The organism is Paractinoplanes hotanensis, from assembly GCF_023717965.1.
Classification (GTDB): domain Bacteria; phylum Actinomycetota; class Actinomycetes; order Mycobacteriales; family Micromonosporaceae; genus Actinoplanes; species Actinoplanes polyasparticus.
Genome location: NZ_JAMQOL010000052.1, coordinates 33,901 through 57,139, shown reverse-complemented (window position 1 = coordinate 57,139; position 23,239 = coordinate 33,901). Strand labels below are relative to the sequence as shown.

The 23,239-nt window shown below is 69.8% G+C and carries 18 protein-coding genes; 9 read left to right on the top strand and 9 right to left on the bottom strand.

Going from position 1 to position 23,239, the window contains the following annotated elements:
• Window positions 1-43: 43 nt before the first annotated feature.
• The 3 genes from LXN57_RS35265 to LXN57_RS35255 all read right to left on the bottom strand — a co-directional run bounded on the left by LXN57_RS35265 (window position 44) and on the right by LXN57_RS35255 (window position 5,539).
• Complete coding sequence (locus tag LXN57_RS35265; protein WP_251802562.1) at window positions 44-2,851, bottom strand: PQQ-dependent sugar dehydrogenase; 2,808 nt, start codon at window positions 2,849-2,851, stop codon at window positions 44-46.
• Window positions 2,852-3,128: 277 nt separating this feature from the next.
• A complete protein-coding gene (locus LXN57_RS35260; protein ID WP_251802561.1) occupies window positions 3,129-4,859 on the bottom strand; it encodes a sensor histidine kinase in 1,731 nt (576 codons plus the stop codon).
• Entirely contained in the window at window positions 4,856-5,539 is a 684-nt protein-coding gene (locus tag LXN57_RS35255; RefSeq protein ID WP_251802560.1) for a response regulator transcription factor, read from the bottom strand. Before LXN57_RS35255 ends, LXN57_RS35260 begins: the two co-directional genes overlap by 4 nt.
• A gap of 140 nt (window positions 5,540-5,679) precedes the next feature.
• On the opposite strand from LXN57_RS35255, the gene asnB reads away from it, so the two are divergent.
• Window positions 5,680-7,629, top strand: coding sequence for an asparagine synthase (glutamine-hydrolyzing) (gene asnB, locus LXN57_RS35250; protein ID WP_251802559.1), 1,950 nt, complete (start codon window positions 5,680-5,682; stop codon window positions 7,627-7,629).
• A 53-nt stretch (window positions 7,630-7,682) separates the two neighbouring features.
• On the top strand, window positions 7,683-9,122 hold the full coding sequence (locus LXN57_RS35245; RefSeq protein WP_251802558.1) for a Dyp-type peroxidase: 1,440 nt from the start codon (window positions 7,683-7,685) through the stop codon (window positions 9,120-9,122).
• On the opposite strand, the gene LXN57_RS35240 is transcribed toward LXN57_RS35245, so the two are convergent.
• On the bottom strand, window positions 9,119-13,087 hold the full coding sequence (locus tag LXN57_RS35240) for a tetratricopeptide repeat protein (RefSeq protein WP_251802557.1): 3,969 nt from the start codon (window positions 13,085-13,087) through the stop codon (window positions 9,119-9,121). The two genes, LXN57_RS35245 and LXN57_RS35240, sit on opposite strands and share 4 nt — an antisense overlap.
• A 108-nt stretch (window positions 13,088-13,195) precedes the next feature.
• Between LXN57_RS35240 and LXN57_RS35235 the strand changes: the two genes are divergently transcribed.
• Entirely contained in the window at window positions 13,196-13,831 is a 636-nt protein-coding gene (locus tag LXN57_RS35235) for a hypothetical protein (protein WP_251802556.1), read from the top strand.
• Between the two features lie 206 nt (window positions 13,832-14,037).
• Window positions 14,038-15,261, top strand: coding sequence for a PP2C family protein-serine/threonine phosphatase (locus tag LXN57_RS35230; RefSeq protein WP_251802555.1), 1,224 nt, complete (start codon window positions 14,038-14,040; stop codon window positions 15,259-15,261).
• Window positions 15,262-15,556: 295 nt separating this feature from the next.
• On the opposite strand, the gene LXN57_RS48050 is transcribed toward LXN57_RS35230, so the two are convergent.
• Window positions 15,557-15,682: a hypothetical protein gene (locus tag LXN57_RS48050; protein WP_285904706.1), complete on the bottom strand. Its 126-nt coding sequence runs from the start codon at window positions 15,680-15,682 to the stop codon at window positions 15,557-15,559.
• A gap of 83 nt (window positions 15,683-15,765) precedes the next feature.
• Between LXN57_RS48050 and LXN57_RS35225 the strand changes: the two genes are divergently transcribed.
• Window positions 15,766-16,251, top strand: coding sequence for a DUF1176 domain-containing protein (locus LXN57_RS35225; protein ID WP_251802554.1), 486 nt, complete (start codon window positions 15,766-15,768; stop codon window positions 16,249-16,251).
• Window positions 16,252-16,257: 6 nt separating this feature from the next.
• Here LXN57_RS35225 and LXN57_RS35220 read toward each other — a convergent pair whose 3' ends face one another.
• Together LXN57_RS35220 and LXN57_RS35215 are read right to left on the bottom strand one after the other, a co-directional pair.
• Window positions 16,258-16,644, bottom strand: a complete 387-nt coding sequence (locus LXN57_RS35220) for a DUF6582 domain-containing protein (protein WP_251802553.1) — start codon at window positions 16,642-16,644, stop codon at window positions 16,258-16,260.
• A 3-nt stretch (window positions 16,645-16,647) separates the two neighbouring features.
• Window positions 16,648-17,193, bottom strand: a complete 546-nt coding sequence (locus tag LXN57_RS35215; protein ID WP_251802552.1) for a TetR/AcrR family transcriptional regulator — start codon at window positions 17,191-17,193, stop codon at window positions 16,648-16,650.
• Window positions 17,194-17,230: 37 nt separating this feature from the next.
• Here LXN57_RS35215 and LXN57_RS35210 point away from each other — a divergent pair, with 37 nt between their 5' ends.
• The 4 genes from LXN57_RS35210 to LXN57_RS35195 all read left to right on the top strand — a co-directional run bounded on the left by LXN57_RS35210 (window position 17,231) and on the right by LXN57_RS35195 (window position 21,932).
• Window positions 17,231-18,253, top strand: a complete 1,023-nt coding sequence (locus LXN57_RS35210) for an FAD-dependent oxidoreductase (protein WP_251802551.1) — start codon at window positions 17,231-17,233, stop codon at window positions 18,251-18,253.
• A gap of 55 nt (window positions 18,254-18,308) precedes the next feature.
• Window positions 18,309-18,533 (top strand): hypothetical protein, encoded by a 225-nt coding sequence (locus LXN57_RS35205; protein WP_251802550.1) that lies wholly within the window; start codon window positions 18,309-18,311, stop codon window positions 18,531-18,533.
• Window positions 18,534-18,608: 75 nt separating this feature from the next.
• Complete coding sequence (locus LXN57_RS35200) at window positions 18,609-20,960, top strand: ATP-binding cassette domain-containing protein (protein ID WP_251802549.1); 2,352 nt, start codon at window positions 18,609-18,611, stop codon at window positions 20,958-20,960.
• A 6-nt stretch (window positions 20,961-20,966) separates the two neighbouring features.
• The gene (locus tag LXN57_RS35195; protein WP_251802548.1) at window positions 20,967-21,932 is read left to right on the top strand and encodes a phosphotransferase family protein; all 966 of its coding nucleotides are present in this window, start codon (window positions 20,967-20,969) and stop codon (window positions 21,930-21,932) included.
• Window positions 21,933-22,014: 82 nt separating this feature from the next.
• Here LXN57_RS35195 and LXN57_RS35190 read toward each other — a convergent pair whose 3' ends face one another.
• Entirely contained in the window at window positions 22,015-22,221 is a 207-nt protein-coding gene (locus LXN57_RS35190; RefSeq protein WP_251802547.1) for a DUF397 domain-containing protein, read from the bottom strand.
• A gap of 29 nt (window positions 22,222-22,250) precedes the next feature.
• Window positions 22,251-23,090, bottom strand: a complete 840-nt coding sequence (locus LXN57_RS35185; RefSeq protein ID WP_251802546.1) for a helix-turn-helix domain-containing protein — start codon at window positions 23,088-23,090, stop codon at window positions 22,251-22,253.
• Window positions 23,091-23,239: the final 149 nt, after the last annotated feature.

The window sequence follows — 23,239 nt, the reverse complement described above, 5'->3', positions numbered from 1 at the left end:
CGCCCGCTTGGGGGAACGGGCGCCCACTCCTAACGGGGAAGGATCAGCTGCCGTACACCTCGAAATGGAAGAGGGAGTAGCCCCACGCCGTGGCCCGGGTGGTGCCGTTGATGCGGACGTGTCTGGCCTGTGCGCTCAGACCCGTGTTGTCGTCCTCGCCGCCGTTGCCGCCGGTGACCGACCGGGCGGTGGTCCACGTGGTGCCGTTCGTCGAGGTCTGGATCTGGTACGCCGACCCGTAGGCGGTCTCCCACTGCAGGCGTACGCGGGAGATGTTGTACGTCGCGCCCAGGTCGACCTGGATCCACTGGGGATCCGAGTGTGCGCTCGACCAGCGGGTCGTCGCGCTCGCGTCGACCGCCGCCGACGCCGGGTAGGTGGCGTTCTCGACGCTCGAGGCCGTGGCCGTCTTGTTGAGCGAGAGCAGGCTCTGCGCCGCCCCGGTGGCGAACGAGAAGCTGTCCAGATCGAACAGCGCGCCCGTGGCGCCGCCGGCGAACGTGAGGTAGAGCGACGTGGTGCCGGCCGGCGCCCCGCTGATCGCCCCGGTGACGTTGACGAACGTGTCCCACGACCCGGTCGGGGCGACCGTGGCCGACCCGATGACCGTGCCGGTCGCCGAGCCCGTACGCAGCTGGAGCGTGCCGCCGATGCCGGCCGAGGACACCCGGGCGGTGAACGACGTCGCGTTGTTCAGCTTGTACGGGTCGAACTGGATCCAGTCGCCGTTGTTGATGTCACCGACGGTCTGCCCGCCCTCGGCCGTCGTCTTGGACATCTTGGCGATGCCCTGCGACGTCCTGTAGTGCTCGGCCTGGCGCTTGCGGGGGGCCAGGATGTGCTGGGCGTTGCCGACCAGCCCACCCTTGTCGGTGTAGGAGGCGTCGAAGATCGGGAAGATGTTCGCGGCGTCGTCGTGCTCCCCGTCGGTGGGGATGGTGATCGTGCCCGAGCAGCCGGTCTGCGACGTGATCTGGTGACCGTGCTGGTCGTGGCCGAGCACGTACGCCATGGTCACCTTCGAGCAGTCGATCGCGCCGTCCTCGGGGTCGGTGACCGTGACGCTCCACGGGATGCTGTCGCCGAACGAGGCGAGCTGGCCCGCGGCCGGGGCGTTGATGGTGACGTTGGGCGCGGTGTTGCCGACCGTGACGGTCACGCTCGACGTGCCGGTCGCGCCCTGCGGGTCACGAACGGTCAAGGTCACCGTGTACGAGCCGTTGGCGCTGTACGTCTTGGCCGGGTTGGCCGCCGTGGACGTGGTGCCGTCGCCGAACGCCCACGAGTAGGTCAGCGCCCCACCCTCGGGGTCGCTGCTGCCGGCCGACGAGAACGTGACCGCCAGGGGCGCGGAGCCGGAGGTCGGCGTCGCGCTCGCCTGGGCCGTCGGCGCGCGGTTGCCGCCGGCGACGTAGTCGTAGCGGTAGAGCGCCGAGTTGGCGTCCCCGTTGAAGTAGCCGGTGCCGTAGTCGAGGACGTAGAGCGCGCCGTCGGGCCCGAACGCCATGTCCATGACCTGCTTGCCGTTCCACGGGAACGTGTCGATCGCGCCGCGTGTGCCGTTGGCGTTGACCACGATCGGCTTGATCCAGCCCCGGCCGAGCTCGCCGGCGAAGAAGTTGCCGTCGAAGACCTGCGGGAACTTGGTGGTGGAGGGGTTGCTCGCGCTGTAGCGGTAGACCGGGCCGCCCATCGGCGACTCGGAGCCGCCGCCGAACTCCGGCGGGGTGCCGGCGTCGCCCGCGTAGCGGATCCAGGCCGGCTGGGCCGGCGGCAGGGTGCTCAGGCCGGTGTTGCGGAACGAGTTGTTGGTCGGGCCGCCGGCGCAGTTGTACTTGGGGCCGGTCGCGTTGGTCGCGAAGTTCCACTCGTTGTACGTCTCGGTGCTGGTGTTCGTGCCCGTGCAGTAGGGCCAGCCGAAGTTGCCGGGCGCGGTGACCCGGTTGAACTCGACCTGCCCGGACGGGCCGCGGGTGGACGACGTGGTGCCCGAGTCCGGTCCGTAGTCGCCGACATAGACGACGCCGGTGGCCTTGTCGACGCTGATCCGGAACGGGTTGCGGAAGCCCATCGCGTAGATCTCGGGCCGGGTGTTCGCCGTGCCCGGCGCGAACAGGTTGCCCGCGGGGATCGAGTACGTCCCGTTGGCGTTCACCTTGATCCGCAGCAGCTTGCCGCGCAGGTCGTTGGTGTTGCCCGCGCTGCGCTGAGCGTCGTAGACCGGGTTGCGATTGGTGCGCTCGTCGATCGGGGAGTAGCCGGCCGAGTCGAACGGGTTGGAGTCGTCGCCGGTCGAGATGTAGAGGTTGCCGGCGGCGTCGAAGTCCATGTCGCCGCCGACGTGGCAGCACTGGCCGCGGTCGGTCGGGACGTCGAGCACGTTGACCTGGCTGCCCATGTTGACCGAGAAGTCGGCGTTGAGGGTGAACCGCGACAGCCGGTTGACGCCGGCCCAGGTGGCCCAGTTCGCCGCCGTGCCGGTGGCCGGGGCGTCGCCCGCCGGGGTGCTCAGCGGCGGGGCGTAGAAGAGGTAGATCTGCCGGTTCGTGGCGAAGCCGGGGTCGGCCGCGACGCCCTGCAGACCCTCTTCGTCGTGGGTGTAGACGGGGATGTTGGCGATGACCGCGGTGTTGCCCGCCGCATCGGTGCGCCGCAGCGTGCCGTTGCGGGCGGTGTGCAGCACCGACCGGTCGGGCAGCACGGCCAGGCTCATCGGCTCGCCGGTCTCGGCGACACCCTTGGCCAGGGTGACCTGCTGGAAGTCGGCCGGGTTGATCACCGCGGCGGCCGGGGTGGCCGGAGCGAGCGCCACCGTGAGGACGGAGGAGAGCAGAAGAGCAGCCGTGCCCATCGCTGTTCTTCGATGGTTGTGGGTCCTGTGGTTCACGTGGTCCCTTCCTGACTCGAGTCGCCAGGCAAGGCGCGTGCCGCCGCGCCGCAGCCGGGGTTGCTGTGGCTTGCGGGCGTGCTCCGACGGCGCGACAGTGGGGGCCGTCACGTGCCGGAAACAATCCCGTAGTGGGCTTCACGTTATGAAGTAAGGAAGTGTCCTGTCCAGACTTTCTGATCGACCGACATAACTTTTGCGTCATCAGTCGAAAGCAGCGCGGGGATCTTTCGCTCCCGTCTCAGGACAGTGGGAACCGCACCGTGAACGTCGTGCCCAGGTGGGGACGGCTGACCACCTCGATGCGGCCACCGTGGTCGGTGACGATCCGCTGGGCGATAGTCAGGCCGAGTCCGCTTCCGCCGGTGGCACGCTGCCGGGCCGGATCGGCACGCCAGAACCGCTCGAAGACGTGCGGCACGTCGCCGGGCGCGATGCCCACACCGGTGTCCTCGACCGACAGCACCGCCTCGCCCGCCTCGGCCCGGGCCCGGACGGCGACCCGCCCGCCGCGGTCGGTGTAGCGGATCGCGTTGGTCAGCAGATTGCCCAGCACCTGGCGCATCCTGTCCTGGTCGGCCGAGACCCAGACCGGCGCGGCCGCCTCCACCTCGAGCGTGACCCCGGCCGTGGCGGCCACCGCCAGCTGTGCGGTCACTCCGGCCGCGGCCAGCTCGGCCAAGTCGGTCGGCGTACGGGTGTAGCCCAGGTCGCCCGCCTCGGCCAGGGCGAGCACCTGCAGGTCGTCCAGGATCCGGCGCTGGAGCATGGTCTCCTCGTGCAGCGAGGCGAACAGCTCCCGGCTGGGCTCGATCACGCCGTCGGCCAGGCCCTCGAGATAGCCGCGCAGGTTGGACAGTGGCGTCCGCATCTCGTGGGCCACGTCGGCCACCAGCCGGCGCTGCCGCTCCTCGCTCTCCTGCACCGCCCGGGCCATGGTGTTGAACGACCGGGACAGCTGGGCCAGCTCGCCGTGGCCCTCGTCACGCACCCGGACGTCGTGCTGGCCCGCGGCGAGCAGGATGGAGGCGCCCGTGAGCCGGCGCACCGGGCGGCTGACCTGCCGGGCGATCAGGAACGTGCCCGCCAGCGCCACGATCAGCAGACCGGCCGCGCCGAGCAGGGCCGGGCGCCCGAAGTCGGCCACCTCGACCGTGTTGCGGCCGCCGAGATACAGCAACAGCGGCACGGCCGTACTGGTGACCACGGTGTCGTTGAAGGCGCCGCGCAGGCAGGCCGTGTTCGTCAGGTCGACGTCCATGCCCTCGCCGGGCTTGAGCCGCTCGCACCGCACCAGGTAGTCCCAGTAGCCCTGGAACCAGTAGTCGTCGCCGAGCACCCGCTCCGACGCCTTCCGCAGGCACTCCGGCGACTGCGTGAGCTGGTCCCGGGTCACGTACGGGGCGGATTCGAGACCCAGCGCGGGCTCGGACCCCGCGACGTCGCCCAGGCAGCGCACCAGCACCAGGCCGGCCCGGTACTGCGCGGCCTGCTTCAGGGTGCGCATGGCCGGGTTGTCCCGTTCCTGGTCGGGCCCGAACAGGTCTTTCGGGATGTAGTTGATCTTGGCTAGCCCGGCCGTGAGGCGCTGCGAAGCCGGCGCCGCCGATGGCTGGAACCGGGGGACCGGCAGCGGGTCGATGTCGTACGCCACCGGCTGGACCGGCCCCGACGGGCGGTTGGCCTGGATGTCCGAGTCGACCAGCACCTCGCCCTCGGCCGTCTGCAGCTGGATGTGCAGACCGGTGCGCTCCGCCAGGTCGCCGACCACCCGGTCCACCCCGGGCCACCGGCCGTGCTGCACCCCGTACCGCTGGATCTCCGCGATGATGTCGGTCCGGTGCCGGCTCTGCGCCTCCAGCGTCTGACTCACCTCTCGTGAGCCCAGCTTGAGGGTGAGCCAGGCCGTCGCGCCGATCGCGGTCGACGCCACCAGCAGCACCAGCACGAAGATGCGCAGGCGGAAACTCACTGCTCGGCCATCCGGTAACCCCGGCCGTAGACGGTCTGCACGTAGCGCGGCTCGGCCGGATTGTCCTCGATCTTGCGGCGCAGGTTGACCACGTGCGCGTCGACCGTGCGGGCCGAGACGTCGTGCTCGAAGCCGAACGTCTTGTCGATGATCTGGGCGCGGGTGAAGACCCGGCCCGGCTCGCGGGCCAGCAGCTCCAGGATGCCGAACTCCTTGGCGGTGAGCGTCACCGCGGCGCCGCGCACCCGCGCCTCGAACCGTCCCGCGTCCACCTCCAGCTCGCCCACCCGCAGGATCGACGACGGACCGTCGGCCGTGCCCGTGCGGCGCAGCAGCGCCCGCACCCGGGCCGTCAGCTCGCGCGGGCTCACCGGCTTGGGCAGGTAGTCGTCGGCGCCGATGTCGAGCCCGAGCAGCATGTCGTTCTCGGACGAGCGGGCGGTGACCATGATGATCGCCACCGACGACTCGGCGCGCAGGATGCGGCAGACGTCCAGACCGTCCACCAGCGGCATCATCACATCGAGCACGACCAGGTCGGGCTTGCGGGCGCGAGCCACGTCGAGCGCAGAACGGCCGTCACCCACGGTGATGACCTGGTGCCCCTCCTTCTCGAGGTAGAGGCGGATGAGCTGGGCGTGCTTCGGGTCGTCGTCGGCCACGAGGATACGTGCGGTCACGCCGCGATTGTGACCGTGCCGCGCCACCCCCACCAACGAATGTGAGATTCCGATGAAGAACCGAACCGATACCGATGGCCCCACAAGTTCTTCACAGATTCCGCCCTAGCTTCCCGGTCAACCGACAGGGGAGGAACACCATGTGTGGGCTGAACGTCTTCGTGAGCAGCCGCCCGGGAGCGGGCACGCCGGACCAGGCGACCGCTGACGCGTTCTCCGCCGCGCTGGAGACCATGCACCACCGCGGCCCGGACGACACGCGTGTGGAGTTCACCGACGGCGCCGCGTTCGGCTTCAAGCGGCTCGCGATCATCGACCGCGAGGAGGCCGCCCAGCCTGTGCACTACCGCGACCGGTGGACCGTCGTCTTCAACGGCGAGATCTACAACTACCGGGAGCTGCGGGCCGAGCTGATCACCGAGCACGGCGCCACCTTCGCCACGGAGGGTGACAGTGAGGTGCTGGCCGCGGCGTTCCACTTCTGGGGCCCGGGCGCGCTGCCCCGGCTGCGCGGCATGTTCGCCTTCGTCGCCTACGACCAGTGGACCGGCACCCTGCACGCGGCCCGCGACCCCTTCGGCATCAAGCCGCTCTACCTGCTCGAGACCGTCGACGGCCTCTTCCTGGCCAGCGAGCGCAAGGCCCTGCTGGCGTTCGCCGGCGGCTCCGGCCCGTCCATCGACACCGACGCCCTCGCGCACTACTTCACCTTCCAGTACGTGCCCGACCCGCTCACCCTGCACCGCCAGATCCACCGCCTGCCGCCCGGGCACCGGCTGACCTGGACGGCGGGCGGCGGCGTACGCACCGAGCGTTACTTCCGCCCCAAGCTGCGGCCCCTGCACAGCAGCCCCGAGAACGCCCAGGCGGCCATCCGCGACGCGCTGCGCGACAGCGTGCACAAGCACCTGCACGCCGACGTGCCGGTCGGGGCGTTCCTGTCCAGCGGCGTCGACTCGTCCGCCGTCGTCGCCCTGGCCCGCGAGGTGAAGCCCGACCTGCACGTCTTCACGGCCGGGTTCGCGGCCGACGGCTACTCCGAGATCGAGATCGCCCAGGACACCGCGGCCCAGCTCGGTCTGCGCATCACGCCGACCGTGGTCACCGAGGACGACGTGATCCGCGAGCTGCCCCGCATCGTCCACCTGCTGGACGATCCGGTGGCGGATCCGTCGCTGGTCCCGCTCTACTTCCTGGCCCAGACGGCGTCGCGCTACGTCACGGTCACCCTCTCCGGCGAGGGCTCCGACGAACTGTTCGGCGGCTACACCATCTACCGCGAGCCGTCGTCCCTGTCGTCCATCGAGCGGCTGCCCAACGGCATGAAGCGCGGCCTGCGCGGCCTGGCCCACGCCATCCCCGAGGGGGTGCGCGGCCGCAGCTTCCTGGAACGTGGCACCACCCCGATCGAGGAGCGCTACTACGGCAACGCCCGCATCTTCAGCCCCGAGGAGAAGGCCCAGCTGCTGCGCTTCACGGCCGACCCGCACACCGCCATCACCAGCCACCTGTACGCGGAGACAGCCGACGTCGACGACGTGGCCTCCATGCAGTACGTCGACCTGCACACCTGGCTGCCCGGCGACATCCTCTGCAAGGCCGACCGCATGTCCATGGCCCACTCGCTCGAACTGCGCGTGCCGTTCCTCGACCCGGCCGTCTACGCCGCCGCGGCCGGCCTGCCGACCGAGATGAAGCTGCCCCCGCACAGCACCACCACCAAGCACGCGCTGCGCGAGGCGATGCGGGGCATCGTCCCCGAGTCGGTGCGCGAGCGCCGCAAGCTCGGCTTCCCGACCCCGACCCGGCTGTGGCTCAAGGGCGGCATCGGCGACTGGATCGGCGGCCTCATCTCCGGGTCCGCCCCCCGCCACCTGATCGACGTCGACTACGCGCTACGCCTGCTCACCGAGCACCGGGCCGGCCACGCCGACAACTCCCGCAAGGTGTGGACGGTCGCCATGTTCTGCCTGTGGTGGGCCATCTTCGTCGACCGGACGATCCGCCCGGCGCCACTCTCGCTCGGCCTCACCCCGCCGGCCCGCTCTTACGCGAACGACCGAATCACGACAGTCCTGACTGGTCAGTAACAACCGGGACTACCATCGGTCGCGCCGAACTCGACCGAGGGGGTACCCGAGCCATGGCGATCTCACCAGACTCACCGCTGGCCCGTCCCGAGCAGATCCAGGGCAACATCCTGCGTCCGTTCGGCGGCGGGCACCAGGCCTTCCTGGCCCTGTCGTTCGCCAACGACCAGGCCGGCGCCCGCCGCTGGCTGGCCGGCGTCGCCACCCGGGTAACCAGCACGAACGACGTGCCACCCCGCGCGCCGCGGAGCGAGACGCGCCTCGTTCCCGGGCAGACCTTGCTCAACGTGGGGCTCACCGCGCCCGGCCTCGTCGTGCTGCACCCCGAGACGGCGAGCCGCCTGGCCGCGTTCGAGGCGTTCTGGGCCGGCACGCTCGGCCCGCGCCTCGACGACGCCAACCGGCTCACCACCACGCCGGCCCTGGTCGGCGACACCGGGAAGAGCGACCCCCAGCACTGGGTGGTCGGCGGCCGCGGCCCCTCGGTCGACGCGCTGCTGACCATCGCCGCCGGCGACGAGCAGACCCTGACCGAAGCGGTGCGGCGCGAACTCGACGACGCGGCCGCCGCCGGCCTGAAGGAGCTCCACACGCAGTTCGGCGTCGTGCACCGCGACACGGTGGACAAGCACCGCATCGAGCACTTCGGCTTCGCGGACGGCATCTCGCAGCCCGCCGTCCGCGGCTTCCCCGACAGCAACGCGGTCTTCGGCTCCCCGGTCATCGCCGCCGGTGAGTTCATCGTGGGCTGCCCGGCCGAGCGCCGCCCCCCGTCGTGGAAGGCGAGGCCCGCCGCGCCGAAGTGGATGCGCGGCGGCTCGTTCCAGGTCTACCGCCGCCTGGTGCAGAACGTGCCCGGCTGGTGGGACCACATGGCGAAGCTGGCCGCCCCCGGCGAGACCCCGGAGCACGCGGCCGCCCGCGCTCTGGGCCGCCACCACAACGGCAAGCCCCTGGCCAAGCCGGACGCCGAGCCCGGCCAGGAGAACGACTTCGACTTCAAGGACGACCCGGACGGCGAGAAGACGCCGCTCTACGCGCACATCCGCAAGGTGAACCCGCGCGAGGACGTGGTCTTCCGCGACCGCAACCACAAGATGCTCCGCCGGGGCCTGCCCTTCGGCCCGCTGTACGACCGCGCCCACCCCGACACCAAGGAGCGCGGCATCATCTTCAACTCGTACCTGACCAGCATCGAGGACCAGTTCGAGTTCGTGCAGCGCCGCTGGGCCAACGACGCCCGCTTCCCAGCCAGCACCCTGGAGCAGTACGGCCGCATCCCGACAGCCGACCCGCCCCGCGTCGACGGCCTCGACCCGGTCCTCGGCGGCACCCGCGAGGACGCCGAGAAACGCCTGCCGCAACGCGTCGTCAACGACATCCCGAAGCCCGCGTACGGCGGCTTCGTGACCACAACGGGCGGCGTCTACGCCTTCGCCCCGTCCCTGCCCGCCCTGCACCGGCTGGCGAGCGACGAAGAGTTGGACGCCTAGCTCGCCGCCTGGCGGGGCATCCGGTCGATGCGGTCGAGGAGGGCGTCGAGGCTGGGCCCGCTGTCCGCGACGATCCACTGTGGGAGAGCCGGCAAGGGCTGCCCCAAAGGCAGACGGACCTGGGTGAGTCGCTCGTAGGCGTCCCGATATTCCAGGCTGGGCGCCCGCGCGTAAAGCTCGCGGTAGATCTCGGCAGCCTGGCGGCGGGCGTCGTCGTCCTCGGGGACTGCCTGCCAGGCGGCATCGAGTAGTGCTGCCACCTCATGTGGCTCGGTCCAGCGTTCGGCCGCCTTGCGTAGCGACTGGGCCGCGAAGGCCGGGTTGATCTCGCGACGGCCCACCCTCAGCCGCACTGCCAGAATGTAGGCGTTCACCTGGGTATCGCGCTCGTCGTGCTCCTCGGCGACGCGCAGTGCCTCGGAGTTCAGTCGCTCGGCAACAGCCGGACGGCCGGCGCTCAGGTGCAACCGGGCCAAACGGTGCAGCGACTCGCACAGGTAGTACGGCGCGTGCAGCTCACGAGACATCGAGATCGCGCGTTCCAACAGGCGCTGCGCCTCGGCCAGGTTGCCCTCGGCCGCGGCAATGGCGCCCAGGCCGGTGACCCGGTCGACGAGGGTGATCCAGTCACGCAGTTCCACGGTGACGCGGAGCGAGTACATTGCGCACGCTCGGGCTCGCGCGAAGTCACCCTCCTCGCGGTAGATCTCGCCCATGTTGCCAACGGCGATACTCGCGGTCAGTCGATCCCCGATTTCCCGCGCCACCTCGAGAGCACGGCGATACGACGCAGTTGCCTCACCGTGGTCTGAGGAGCGTTGGAACGCCCAGCCCAAATTGTTGGCGCTGATCAACATCCAATGTCGGTCGTCTGCCTGCTCGGCCGCGTTGAATGCGCGGCCCAGGTGGCTCAACGCCTCTTCTGCCCCGCCGATGTTCAGCAGACACAGGCCGAGGTGATTCAGGGCGGCACACATCGCCGGTACGTCGCCCGCCTCCGTCGCCATTCCGAGATGCCGGCGAGCCATCCCGATCGCCTCGCCGTACTCGCCCTGCCGATACAGCACGAATGTCATCCGGTCCATGGTCCGCAACAGGCCTGTCGAGTCGCCGAGATCCTCGAAGCCCGCAAGGGCCTGTTCCAGCCAGCTCAGCGCCTCGGCGTGTGAACTCGTGTACATGAGCAGGTCACCGAGTTGGCGCTGGCCCGCGGCGACGATGTCACCGCGCCTGGTTGCCTCGGCGGCAAGCATCGCCAGCCGGTAATGCCGCTCCGCCTTGGCCCACCGGCCGGTGAGGTGGTGCACAGTGCCAATCTCGATGTGGAGGGCAGCCTGCTCGGCCTCGGACAGCAGCGGTAGCAGTCGCTCGTAATAGTGCGTTGCCGCCTCGTTGGCGAAGATCGCCTTGGCGCGGTCGCCGGCCGCCCGGAACCAGGTCCGCTGCTTATCGAGGCGGTCGGTGCGCGCATAGTGATGGGCGAGCAGGTCGACGTACTGCGCGAGCCGGTCAGGATAGGTTTCCTCGATCAGCAGCCCAGCCCGCTCGTGCAGCCTCGCCCGGGTGTCGTAGGTGATGCTCTGATACGCCGTCTCCTGGGTGATCGGGTGCTTGAACTCATACTCCGGCTCCGGCTCGGAGGCAATCCGCGGGGTCAGTTCGAGGGCGTGCAACCGGGTCAGGTGGGTCGCGACTTGGGCCGGGGATCCTGCTGCCGGATAGATCGAGGCGATCCAGGGCGACTGGAAGCGTCGGCCGATCACACTGGCGACCTTGATGGCGGCCTTCTCGTCGTCCGTGAGCTGGTCGATGCGCGCCATGACCAGTCGCTGGAGGCTGTCGGGTAGGTGCAGCGAGGCAAGACCCGCCGGGTCGGACGGATCGACCCCGGTGCCGTGAAGATAGGCGACGAGTTCCTCGATGTAGAACGCGTTTCCACCGGTCTGCTCGTCGATCTGCGCGACGAGTTCATCGGGAATCGTTACGTCTTGCCCATATCGCTCGTGCAGACGCAGCCTGGCTAGACGCCGGGCATCCGAGCTCGCCATCTGGGTCAGTCGCACGTCGGTCACGTGCTCCGCCTCAATCAGTGCGCCCGGCGCCGGCTCCCGCGAGGTTGCAATCAGCAGTACCGGCAGCTCGGCGAGCCGCCCGGCGAGGAGGTCGAGCAGGCTCAGCGAGGCCGGATCCATCCAATGGCAATCCTCGAGCAACAGCACCAGCGGTCCCCGTGCGGCTCGCTCACGCAGACACGCCAGAAGCGTGGACCGCAGCAGCACGTCGCGGCCGGCCTGATCCAGTTGGACGGTGAGTTTATTGTCCGGCATCGGCAGGTCGATGACCGCGGCAACTAGCGGTGCCCGCTGGCCGGTGCCGTCGTAACGGGCCACTCGCTCGGTAAGGGCGATCCGCTGTTCGTCGAGGCTCAGTGCCGGGTCGATCTCGAGCAGTTCTCGCCAGATCGAGCGCCAGACCAGATAGCTGGAGCTGGTGCCGTGCGACCGGCAGCTACCGCCGTAGCCCGTGAAACCCAGCGTCCCGGTCAGGCGGCAGGTCTCCGCGGCCAAGCGGGATTTGCCTATGCCGGCCTCGCCGTGCACCCAGGCGATGTTGCCCTTCCCCGTGAGCGCCTCGTGGGCGAAGGCGCGAAGCTGAGCCATCTCTTTGCCGCGTCCGACCAGGGCTCCGGCAGCTGGGGCAGGAAGGGGGCTCGTCGGCGTGGGCCGGCGCAGACTGCGGATGACCCAAGCGGGGACTGGCGCATTCTTGCCCTTGGCGGTCACATGGATCGGCCCGTCGGCGACCACCAGGTCGCTGACACGCTCGAACGTTGCCCGGTCGACGAGCAGATGGCCCGACGGCGCGGCTTGCATGAGTCGTGCCGCCAGATTGACCGCGTCCCCCACCACGGCGTATTCCCGGCGCACGTCGGAGCCCACTTCGCCGGAGAAGACCGGCCCCGTGGTGACGCCGCCACTGCGGGCGCCGCCCGGAAGCGCCAGCAATTCGAGGCAGCACCGCAGCGCGCGCTCTTCGTCGTCCTCGTAGCTGACCGGCGTGCCGAACACGGCGACCAGGACGGTGCCCTTGTCGTCCGCCATCAGATGGCGCAGATGCCCCCCATACCGGTCGATGACCCGGACACCCTCGGCCAGATAGCACTGCAGTGCCCCGACCGTCGTGGGGTCGTCGATCGCTAGGTCAGGCAGCCGGACGAAGGCGGTAGTGACCTTGCGGTGCTCGTTGACCAGCTCATGTCGCCCGAAGCGCAGCCGGGTGCGGATCGCCGGGTGCAGGAACGGCTCGATCAGCCGTTCCAATTCGGCGGTGGGAGGCGCGAACGGAGCGTAGGGGACATCCGGTGTCACGAGCGGGCCGGCGGCCTGGAGAAGTGTGGGTTCCACGACGATCTCGCCCCGGTCGGCCCGGTGCAGGGCGTCGATCGCATGAGCGAGGGCGGGACCGGCGATCAGGTGCTGTAGCCGAGTCGCCGGATCGCCGAGCACCATCAGGAGCAAGGGGCCGGCGGCCAGGCCGACCCGGATCGTCAGAGAGCGTGCGCCGTCGGGTGCGGGCACCGGGGGCACCTCGGCGGTGGCCTCCCGGATGAGCTGGGCACAGCGGATCGCGCGGCGGGCCACTGCGGCGGCGGTCTCGGGAGTGTAGTCGAACATACCGACCAGGGCGTCGCCGGCGAAATCCACCACGCTGCCACCGGACGCGGCGATTGCGTCGGCGGTCACTTCGAACCAGCGGTTGATGATTCGGGTGAGTTGCTCAGTGCCGTAGCTGCCCGACCCGGCGAAGCTCTCGGCCAACGCTGTGAAGCCGACGACGTCGGCATAGAGAACGACCGCCTCGACGTTCTGTGTCACTGGCGGGTTGCTGACACTGTCGGCCGTCAGAAGCAGGCGCAGCGTATGTTCGGGCAGGTAGGAACGCCAGGTCGCGGCAAGTTCACTCACGATCTGCGACTGTGGGGTACCCGATGGCTCGTGCGTCACGGGTTGTGCGGCCACCTCTCCGATCCTACTGTCGAGGATCAATCATCACTCTCGGCGCGTCTGCCGCAAATGGGGGAGTACGTCATGGGTGTGGGTGCTAGCGATGCCGCCTTCGCGCTGTCCGGCGCGTGTATCCATTCGCTACGGTTCGCTTTCGGGACCCCGCTTGGGTATCCGTACGCGCCGAAGCTGTCTGACGAGGGTGGCAGCCCGCCGGAGGCGCTGTTCCGGCGGATCCAGGTTGCGTCGCCGCCGCCGACGCGGGGTGGGGACCCTTGGCAGACCGGGATGATGCTGGCCAAACAGCCGTTCGACCCGGAGACCGGGGCCGGCAAGCTCGCCGACGTCACCTGCGAAGAAGGCATCCCCTCGCTCGACGCGCCGGAGCCGGGCACCGTCGTGCTCGACGAGTGGTTCCGTGTCGGGCGCCAAGACGGGCAGGTCGACTTCCCAGGGAACGACCAGGGTCGCTACACATTGTCGATCAAGTACTGGAGCCCGATCCCCGAAGGTCAGACGTTCACGCAGAAGACGGTCGCCTACTACACCGGCGATCTGACGATGAAGTGGTCGCGCGACCTCGCGGCGGGGGACTGGGTCGCGATCAGCTTCGACGGGTTCTGGCCGCCCGAGCGGGACAGCGCCGACCTGATCCTCCAGATCCCCGAGTGCGACGGCCGCTGCAGCACCCCGCAGTCCGCGTGACGCCGGACACCTCGCCGAGCTGCGGTAACTGACGCTTAAGAGCATCGGCGCGTCGCATCTCGGCCAAATGGTGAATCAACGGGCACCGGCGGGTGCGCAGGGTGTCCGCCGGCGACTGTTACCAGGTAAGACGACAGTAAAATGGCGGATGCACGGAAGCGCTCAGGTCGGCAGGCTCTAACCAAGAAATTGGGGGGAGCAGACCGATGATGACCGAGCGAAATCCCGTCCTGCTGGAACCGACCGTTCAGAGCGACGCCGCGCTGCGCCGCAGCCGCCTGCTGTTGCACGCCAGCGAAGCGCTGGCCGCCACGTCGACCACGGCTGACGTCCTGGCCACCGTGCCGGCCCTGTTGCGCGATGCGCTGTCCGCTACGCACGCCGCCGTGGTGCTGGACGGCATCACTCCCAGTCCGCGCGGGGGTGCTGCGAGGGCCGTTTCCGACACGCTGACCGGAACGGCTATCCGTGACCGGCGCTCGCAGTATCACGAGAGCCCGATGGACCTCATGATCGTCTACCCGGGACTGGCCGAGGCGCTCGACGAGCTCGGCTGGCAGGCCGCCGTCTGCGCCCCGCTGCCTGACCAGGCCGGCGCCGTGCTGATCGCCTGGGACGAGCCGCAGACGTTCTCCGTGTTCGACCGGGCCGTCATCGCCACGCTTGCCCTCTACATCGGTCAGGCGCTCGACCGGGCGGTCAAGCACGACGCCCGCGCCGCGGTCACCGAGACGCTGCAGCGGGCGATGTTGTCGCAGCTGCCCGACGTCGAGGACTACGACCTGGCTGCCTACTACCGGGCGGCGGCGGCCCAGCGGGTCGGCGGCGACTGGTACGACGTGATCCCCGGCTCCGACGACCGGCTGGCCCTGGTCATCGGCGACGTGGTCGGCCACGACACGGCCGCCGCGGCCAAGATGGGCCAGCTGCGCAACATGCTGCGGGCCTACCTGGTCGACCGCCGTGAACCGCCGTCGGCCGTGCTGCGGCGTCTCGACGCGGCCAATCACGCGCTGGGTGAGCCGACCATGGCCACGGCGGTGGTCGCGTTCATCGACCGCGCGCCCAACGGGGGCCACCGTCTGCGCTGGTCGAACGCGGGGCACCCGCCGCCCGTGGTGATCCAGCCCGACGGGCAGGTGCGCCCGCTGACCGGCAACGACATGCTGCTCGGCGCCCGCCTCGGCACCCCTCGTCACACCTACACGGTGCCGCTGCCGGCCGGCTCGACGGTGCTGCTGCACACCGATGGCCTGGTCGAGAACCGGGCGCACAACATCGACGAGGGCTTCGCGCGACTGTACCGCCGCCTGTGCATCCGTAACTTCGGCATGCCGCGTGACCTGCTCGCCCGCCTGGCCGCCGAGATGCCCGGCGACCGCGCGGACGACATCGCCATGCTCGCCGTGCGCATTCCCGGCCGCTTATGAGCCGGGCAGCTCGCGCCCGGCGGCCGGGCCCGAGGTCAGCCGACCGGCCAGGGGGCGGACGAGCGGCAACGCCGCCACGCGGGTGCCCCAGCGCAGCGCCTGCACGCCGGCCCAGCTTTTCCGGGGCGGCGATCCGGGGGACGCCGGGCGGCAGGTGCTGGGCGTCGTCGACGAGCGGGCGCATCCATTCCTCGTAGCGGGCGAAGGCCTGCCCGTGCTCACCCTCCGAGAGGAAGGCGGCCAGCACGTACGCGCCGGTGAGGGCCAGCGACGTGCCGCCGCCCCCCGATCGGGGTCACGCACCAGGCCGCGTCGCCGAGCAGCACGACCCGGCCGCGATGCCAGGTGGGGCCCGGACCTGCCGCAGCCATTCGACGTACAGGTCGCCGGCGATCTCGAAGCCGTCCAGGATGCGCGGCACCTCCCAGCCCAGGTCGGCGAACGCCGACGAGGCGACCCGCCGCGGAACTGCACAAACGTGAGGTCAGCCGCGTCCAAGCAGATGTGTGCGACCACGAGGAACGGCTCCGCTACGCGATGGAGGAGCACGAGTATCTGGCTCCCGACCAGGCCACGGTCTGGGCCAGAATCGAACTGCTCGCGCAGATCTACCGCCGCCGCAGCCTGATCCTGCGCTCGGCCGGCAGCGTCGTGCTCAGCGCGGGCCTGGTCGCCGGCCTCGTCCAGATGCACACCTTCATCCAGGGCGGCGTGGCAGCCCTGCCCCCGGCGGCGACTCCCAGCGCCGCCGTTCCCCAGTCCCCAGCAGCCACCACCCGGCCACCCGCCCCCCGGATAGCCCCCACGAGAAGTCCCCCGCCCGCCCCGGGCGAGCTCGAGATGGATGCCTACTTCGAGGCCGGCTACGGGTGGACGGAAGCCGAGGAACTAGCCCGTCTGTGGCGCTTCCGGGATCCCTCCGACGCCAAGGTGGAAGGCGGCCGCCGCCTCCTGGCCGGCGAACGCCTTCCCATCCGGCCGTCGAGCTGAGGTGAACTATTCGCGGAGGGCCTCGATGAGCTGGTCCTTGGTCATGGTGCTGCGGCCGGGGATCTTTTGACGCTGGGCCTCGGCGTAGAGGTCCTTCTTGGGGGCCTGGGTGCGGGGTTTGTCGGACGAGCGCCGGGCCTTGGCGGGCTTGCCGAGCTCTCGCCAGCTGTCCTCGGTCATGTCGACGCCGAACTTGGCGGCGGCGCGCTTGATGCGCTGGAACGCCTCGTCGCGTTCCTGGTCGGTGACGTCGCGCACCTGGTCGAAGCGGGCGAGCGCGTTGCGCACGTGGCGGGCGTCGTTGAGGGGTTCCTTGCGGACGCGGGGGAAGGCGAAAGCACTGTCCGGCATCGCGTTCCGGTCCTCGGCGTCCAGGGGTTCTCTGGTGGCCATGGTCTACCGCATACCCCGCAGGTAGGCCGCAATCACCTCGTCCGCGTTCTCCACCCGGGAGCCGGCCACGCGGTCGAACAGCAGGCCGTCGACCAGAGCGATCAGGGCGGGAGCGTGGCGGGCGGGGTCGGCCACGCCGGCCTGGGCCAGGGTGGCTTCGGCGGCGGCCAGGAACTGGGCTCGGGCCGGCGAGGCGGTGGTCAGCAGCGGATGCAGCTCGGGGTCGCCGGCCAGGTCGACCAGCAACGCGTAACGCACACGGTGGTCCGCCGCCCGCTCAGCGAGCCGATCCAGAAGCGAAGCCGGTCGGTCCGGCGAAGAGGGTGGCGAAGGTGGCTCGGCCATGTCGGCCACGGTGCGGTTGGCCAGGCGGTGGACCATCAGCTCGATCAGCTGGCGGCGGGTGCGGGCGTAGTACGACGTCGAGCCGGCCGGCAGGTCGAGGGCGCGGTCGATCGCCCGGTGCGTCAGCGACCGCAGGCCCTCGGCCGCGACCAGGGAGATGGCCGCGTCGGCGATCGCCTCGCGACGGTCTGTGTTCGGAGACACCTTCACACGGCAAATCTACATGCGTAGAGTCCTCTACATGAGTAGAGTCGCGATCATCGGGGCCGGCATCGGCGGCCTCGCCACGGCCATCGGCCTTCAGCGGCACGGCTGGGATGTCTCCGTCCTCGAGCGTTCGGCCCCGGATTCGCAGGTCGGGGCGGGCCTCTCGCTGTTCGCCAACGGGTTCCGGGCGCTCGACGCCATCGGCGTGGGCGACGCCGTCCGTGCCATGGCGGGGCCCGAGCAGGTGCTGACCGCGGGGTCGCGCCGGCGTGACGGGCGCTGGCTGGCCACCACGCCGCCGGGGGCCGTCCGCGAACTGCGCGTCGTGCATCGGGCCGACCTGCATCGTGTGCTCACCGCCGAGCTCGGGCCGGGAACCATCGCGTACGGGAAAAATGTCGTCGAGCCTTTGACCGGCTACGACGTGGTGGTCGCGGCCGACGGACTCCGGTCGCCCACGCGCGGCACGGACATCCGTTACAGCGGCTACACGAGCTGGCGCGGCGTCACCGAGCGGCCGGTCGACCTGCTGGGCGGGGCCGGGGAGTCGCTCGGCCGGGGTGAGCGTTTCGGCCTCGCGCCGCTGCCCGACGGACGCGTCTACTGGTTCGGGGTGGCGTCGACGCCGGCCGGCACGGCCTTCCCGGACGAGTTCGCCGAGATCCGCCGCCGCTTCGAGGGCTGGCACGCGCCGATCGCCGAGGTCCTCGACGCCACCGGCCCGGCCGCTGTCGTGCGCACCGACATCTACGACCTCGCGAAGCCGCTCGCGTCCTATGTGCGGGGCACCACGGTGCTGCTCGGCGACGCCGCTCACGCCATGACTCCCGACCTCGGCCAGGGCGCCAACATGGCCCTGGAGGACGCGGCCACCCTCAGCCATCTGCTGTCCGCGCGGCCCATCGCGGAGGCCCTCACCGCGTACGACCGAAACCGCCGCCCCCGCACCCAGGCCCTCGCCCGCCGGGCCCGGCTGATGGGGCGTCTGCTGCAGAGCCGCAGCCCGCAGCGTGACACGCTGCTGCGCCTGACCCCGGCGTCCGTGGTCGCCCGCTAGCTGGTCGAGATTCAGGACTGGGCACAGCCGGGGGCGCTGTCCGGTCGTAGCTGACATGACCGTCGACCACTGTCTCAGCCTGGTCCGGGCTGTCGACCGGCCGACCGGCGCGGCGCGGTACGGCCGCATGTTCGACGGCCTGGAGCCGCTCGTGGCCGAGGTGCTGCTGGGGCTGCTGCGGGCCGACCCGGCGAGGTACCTGAGTCTGGAACCGGACTGGCAGCCGGCGCTACCGGCCCGCGGCGATGCGTTCGACCTGGCAGACTTGCTCATTCCCTGATCAGGAATCGAGAAGCAGAGTGTCGTACCACCTGCCTAGAGTTCCCGGGGAAGCCGACGAACGAGGGAGCCGGGCATGCACGACGCCGACAGCCACGACATGATCCGCGTGCACGGGGCACGCGTGAACAACCTCAAGGACGTCAGCGTCGAGATCCCGAAACGGCGTCTCACGGTGTTCACCGGGGTCTCCGGCTCGGGCAAGAGCTCGCTGGTCTTCGGCACGATCGCCGCCGAGTCGCAGCGGCTGATCAACGAGACCTACAGCGCCTTCCTGCAGAACTTCATGCCGTCCATGGCGCGGCCTGACGTCGACGTGCTCGACGGCCTGACCACCGCCATCCTGGTCGACCAGGAGCGGATGGGCGGCGATGTCCGCTCCACCGTCGGCACGGCCACCGACGCCAACGCCATGCTGCGCATCCTGTTCAGCCGGCTCGGGAAGCCGTACATCGGGTCGCCCCAGGCCTTCTCGTTCAACATCGCGTCGGTCAGCGGCGCGGGCGCGGTCACCCTGCAGAAGGGCGGCCGCGAGGTCAAGGAGAAGCGCACCTTCAGCCTGCTGGGCGGCATGTGCCCGCGCTGCGAGGGGCGGGGCTCGGTCAACGACATCGACCTGTCCCAGCTGTACGACGAGGAGAAGTCGCTCAACGAGGGTGCCATCACGATCCCCGGCTACAGCATGGAGGGCTGGTACGGCCGCATCTTCCGCGGCGTCGGCTACTTCGACCCCGACAAGCCGATCAAGAAGTTCACCAAGAAGGAAAGGGACGACCTCCTCTACCGCGAGGCGACCAAGGTCAAGATCGAGGGCATCAATCTGACGTACGCGGGTCTGATCCCCTCCATCCAGAAATCCTTCCTGTCCAAGGACCTCGACGCCGTTCAACCCCACGTGCGCGCTTTCGTGGAACGGGTGGCCATCTTCAAGACCTGTCCCGAGTGCGACGGTTCGCGGCTGAGCGAAGCCGCCCGCTCCTCCAAGATCAAGGGGATCAGCATCGCCGACTGCTGCGCGATGCAGATCAGCGACCTCGCCGCGTGGGTGCGTGACCTCGACGAGCCGTCGGTGGCGCCGCTGCTCACGGCGCTGGGCGAGACCCTCGACTCGTTCGTCGAGATCGGGCTCGGCTACCTCTCGCTCGACCGTCCGTCCGGCACGCTGTCGGGCGGCGAGGCCCAGCGTACGAAGATGATCCGGCACCTCGGCTCGGCGCTCACCGACGTCACGTACGTCTTCGACGAACCCACGATCGGCCTGCACCCGCACGACATCCAGCGGATGAACAACCTGCTCGTCCAGCTGCGCGACAAGGGCAACACGGTGCTGGTCGTCGAGCACAAGCCCGAGGCCATCGCGATCGCCGACCACATCGTCGACCTCGGCCCGGGCGCCGGCAGCGGCGGCGGTCAGGTCGTCTACGAGGGCAGCCTCGACGGGTTGCGGGCCAGCGACACGCTCACCGGCCGCCACCTGGAATACCGCGCCGCGCTCAAGGACAAGCTGCGTGAGCCGTCGGGCACGCTCGAGGTGCGCGGCGCGAACAGCCACAACCTGCGCGACGTCGACGTGGACATCCCGCTCGGCGTGCTGACGGTGATCACGGGCGTGGCCGGCTCCGGCAAGAGCTCGCTGATCCACGGCTCGGTCGCGCCGCGCGAGGGCGTGGTGGCCGTCGACCAGGGGGCGATCCGCGGCTCGCGGCGGAGCAGCCCGGCCACGTACACGGGCCTGCTGGAACCGATCCGCAAAGCCTTCGCCAAGGTCAACGGCGTCAAGCCGGCGCTCTTCAGCGCCAACAGCGAGGGCGCCTGTCCCAACTGCAACGGCGCGGGCGTCATCTACACCGACCTCGGCGTGATGGCGAGCATGGCCACCACCTGCGAGGTGTGCGAGGGCAAGCGGTTCGACGCCTCGGTGCTCGAATACAAGTTCGGCGGCAAGGACATCAGCGAGGTCCTCGAGATGCCGGTCAGCGAGGCCGTCGAGTTCTTCGGCGCGGGCGACGCGAAGACCCCGGCCGCGCACGCCATCCTGGTGCGGCTGGCCGACGTCGGCCTGGGCTACCTCAAGCTGGGCCAGCCGCTGACCACGCTCTCGGGCGGCGAGCGGCAGCGGCTCAAGCTGGCCACCCGCATGGCCGAGAAGGGCGGCGTCTACATCCTCGACGAGCCGACCACCGGTCTTCACCTGGCCGACGTCGAGAATCTGCTGGGTCTACTCGACCGCCTGGTCGAATCGGGCAAGTCGGTGATCGTCATCGAGCATCACCAGGCGGTCATGGCCCACGCCGACTGGATCATCGACCTGGGCCCCGGCGCCGGCCACGACGGCGGCAAGATTGTCTTCGAGGGCACCCCGGCCGACCTGGTCGCGGCCCGCTCCACCCTCACCGGCGAACACCTGGCGGACTACGTAGGATCCTGAGCCACCATGGAGAGCATCACCAAGAACCGGCAGTCGCTCGACACGCTGCGAGCGATGGTGGCGCGCGCCTACGGCAAGGATCAGGTTCCTTCCGGCACGGCCGAATGGGTGCACGAACTGGGCCACGGCTGGTTCAACGTCGCCTACCGCCTGCGCCTGCGCGACGGCTACCAGGCGGTCCTCAAGGTCGCGCCGCCCGCCGGGGTCGAGGTGATGACGTACGAACGCCGGGCGATGGCCACCGAGCTGGCGGCGCTGTCCCTCCTGGCCGCAACGGATGTGCCGGTGCCCACGGTCGACTTCGCGGACAGCTCCCGCGAGCTGGTCGACGCCGACTGGTTCGTCATGCCCTACGTCGACGCCGAGAACTACGGAGTGATCCGCTCGTCGCTGTCGGCCTGCGAGCAGGACAAGCTGGACGCGGCCGTCGGCGCGGCGACCCGCTCGCTGAACGCCCTGACCGGCCCGGCGTTCGGCCCGCTCGGCGGCCCCGGCGTCGCCACCTGGCGGCAGTGCTTCCTCGGCATGGTTTCCGATGTCCTGCACGACGGCGAGCGGCGCGCGGTCGAGCTCGACCACGCCGGTCTGCGCGCGCTCGTCGCTGCCCACGCCGACTGCCTGGACGAGGTGACAGGTCCGCGTTTCGTGGCGTGGGACCTGTGGTCGAGCAACGTCCTGGTGCGCGACGGCCGGATCGTCTGCGTCATCGACCACGAGCGGGCGTTCTACGGCGACCCGCTCATCGAGGCCGGGTTCGTCGCCACCGAGCAACCGTCCTTCGGCAATCCCACCGCCTTCGTCCGGGGCTACGGCAAGGCCGCCTTCACGGCGAACGAACGCGCCCGGCGCCGCCTCTACAACCTCTACCTGACCGCCACGATGGTCATCGAGTCGGCCTACCGGGGCCGGGCCGGCTCCTCGCAGCAGCAATGGGCCCGGGACCGCCTGTCCGAGGCTGTCGCCGCCCTCTGAGACGGCGGACGGGCGGCAACCTTTCGCGGTTGCCGCCCGTCCCCTCACCGACTGATCGACGTCTGGTGTTCATCGCCTCCGGTCAGTCCAGGAGGTCGTCGAATTCGCCCTTCTTGGCCCCGTCCAGGAACGCCGCGAATTCCGGTTGGGTATAAACAACCATCTCGCCGTCCGGACGCTTCGAGTTACGCACCGCAATGAGGTCCCGGGTTCGGGCGACCTCCACACAATTACCACCGGCGCTGCGCTCGGCAATGCGCCAGGCAAGCGCTTCACGGTCGATGTTCATCAGGCTCATGATGTCGTTTTCCCTGATTTCTAGGATAGGTCGCGGATACGTTCGTCGATCAATCTCAGTGAGCGTTCGGCATCGAGGGCGAGGTCGGTCAGCGTACCGAAAGCCCGCCGGATACGTTCGACTTCTTCCGGTTCGTCCTCAAAAATTTGGCCGAGCTGGCCCTCCGTGTAGATCACGGGCGGCAGCAGGTCCTCGGCGAAGTCGAGAACCGAGAACGGGCCGTCCAATCCCGGGTTCACACCCGCGGAGAACGGCAGGATCTGAACGGAGACATGCGGTAGATCGGTCGCGAGCTGTCTTATATGAATCAGCTGTTCCCGCAGCACGGCGGCACTGCCCACGACCCGGTGCACAATTGTCTCGTCCATCACCGCGTGGAACTGCAGAGGGCTCTCACCCGTCAGGATCCGCTGGCGCTGGACCCTGGACTCCACCGTCTCGGCCAGTTGATCGGCCGAGAAATGCAACCGGAGCGGGGCGATCACCTCTCGGGCGTAGTCGTGCGTCTGCAGAAGGCCGGGTGTGACCGACGCCTCGAAGTTGTCGATGGAAACGGCGGCGGTCTCCAGATCCAGGTAGGTCGCCGTCGGTGACTCGAGGTCGTAGCGCTGCCACCAGCCCGGCTGGGAGCCTTCCTTGGCCAGTTGGACGAGTCGCTCGGTGGTGCGATCGTCGAGCCCGTAGTAGCTGCACAGGGCGCGGACATTCGGCGCGCCGGATCGCGGTGACGCCCGGGAGGCGGTTTCGAGCCGGCTGATTGCGGCGGGGGACAGGCCCACGTCTTTCGCGACCTGAGCGGCGGTGAGGTTTTTGTCCTCGCGGTACCGCCGGAGGAGCGCACCGAGTTCACGGTTGCGCACCGTTGGGCTGCTCCGCCTAGTCACCCGTCAACTCCTACCACTGCGCCGTGATCATTGTCAAGGCGTCAGATGGCAACGGCGCCGCCGGAAAAACATAGTGTGTCAACCTGAGTTTTGGCAATTGCCAACTCGGCGTGTTGCCACGCAAA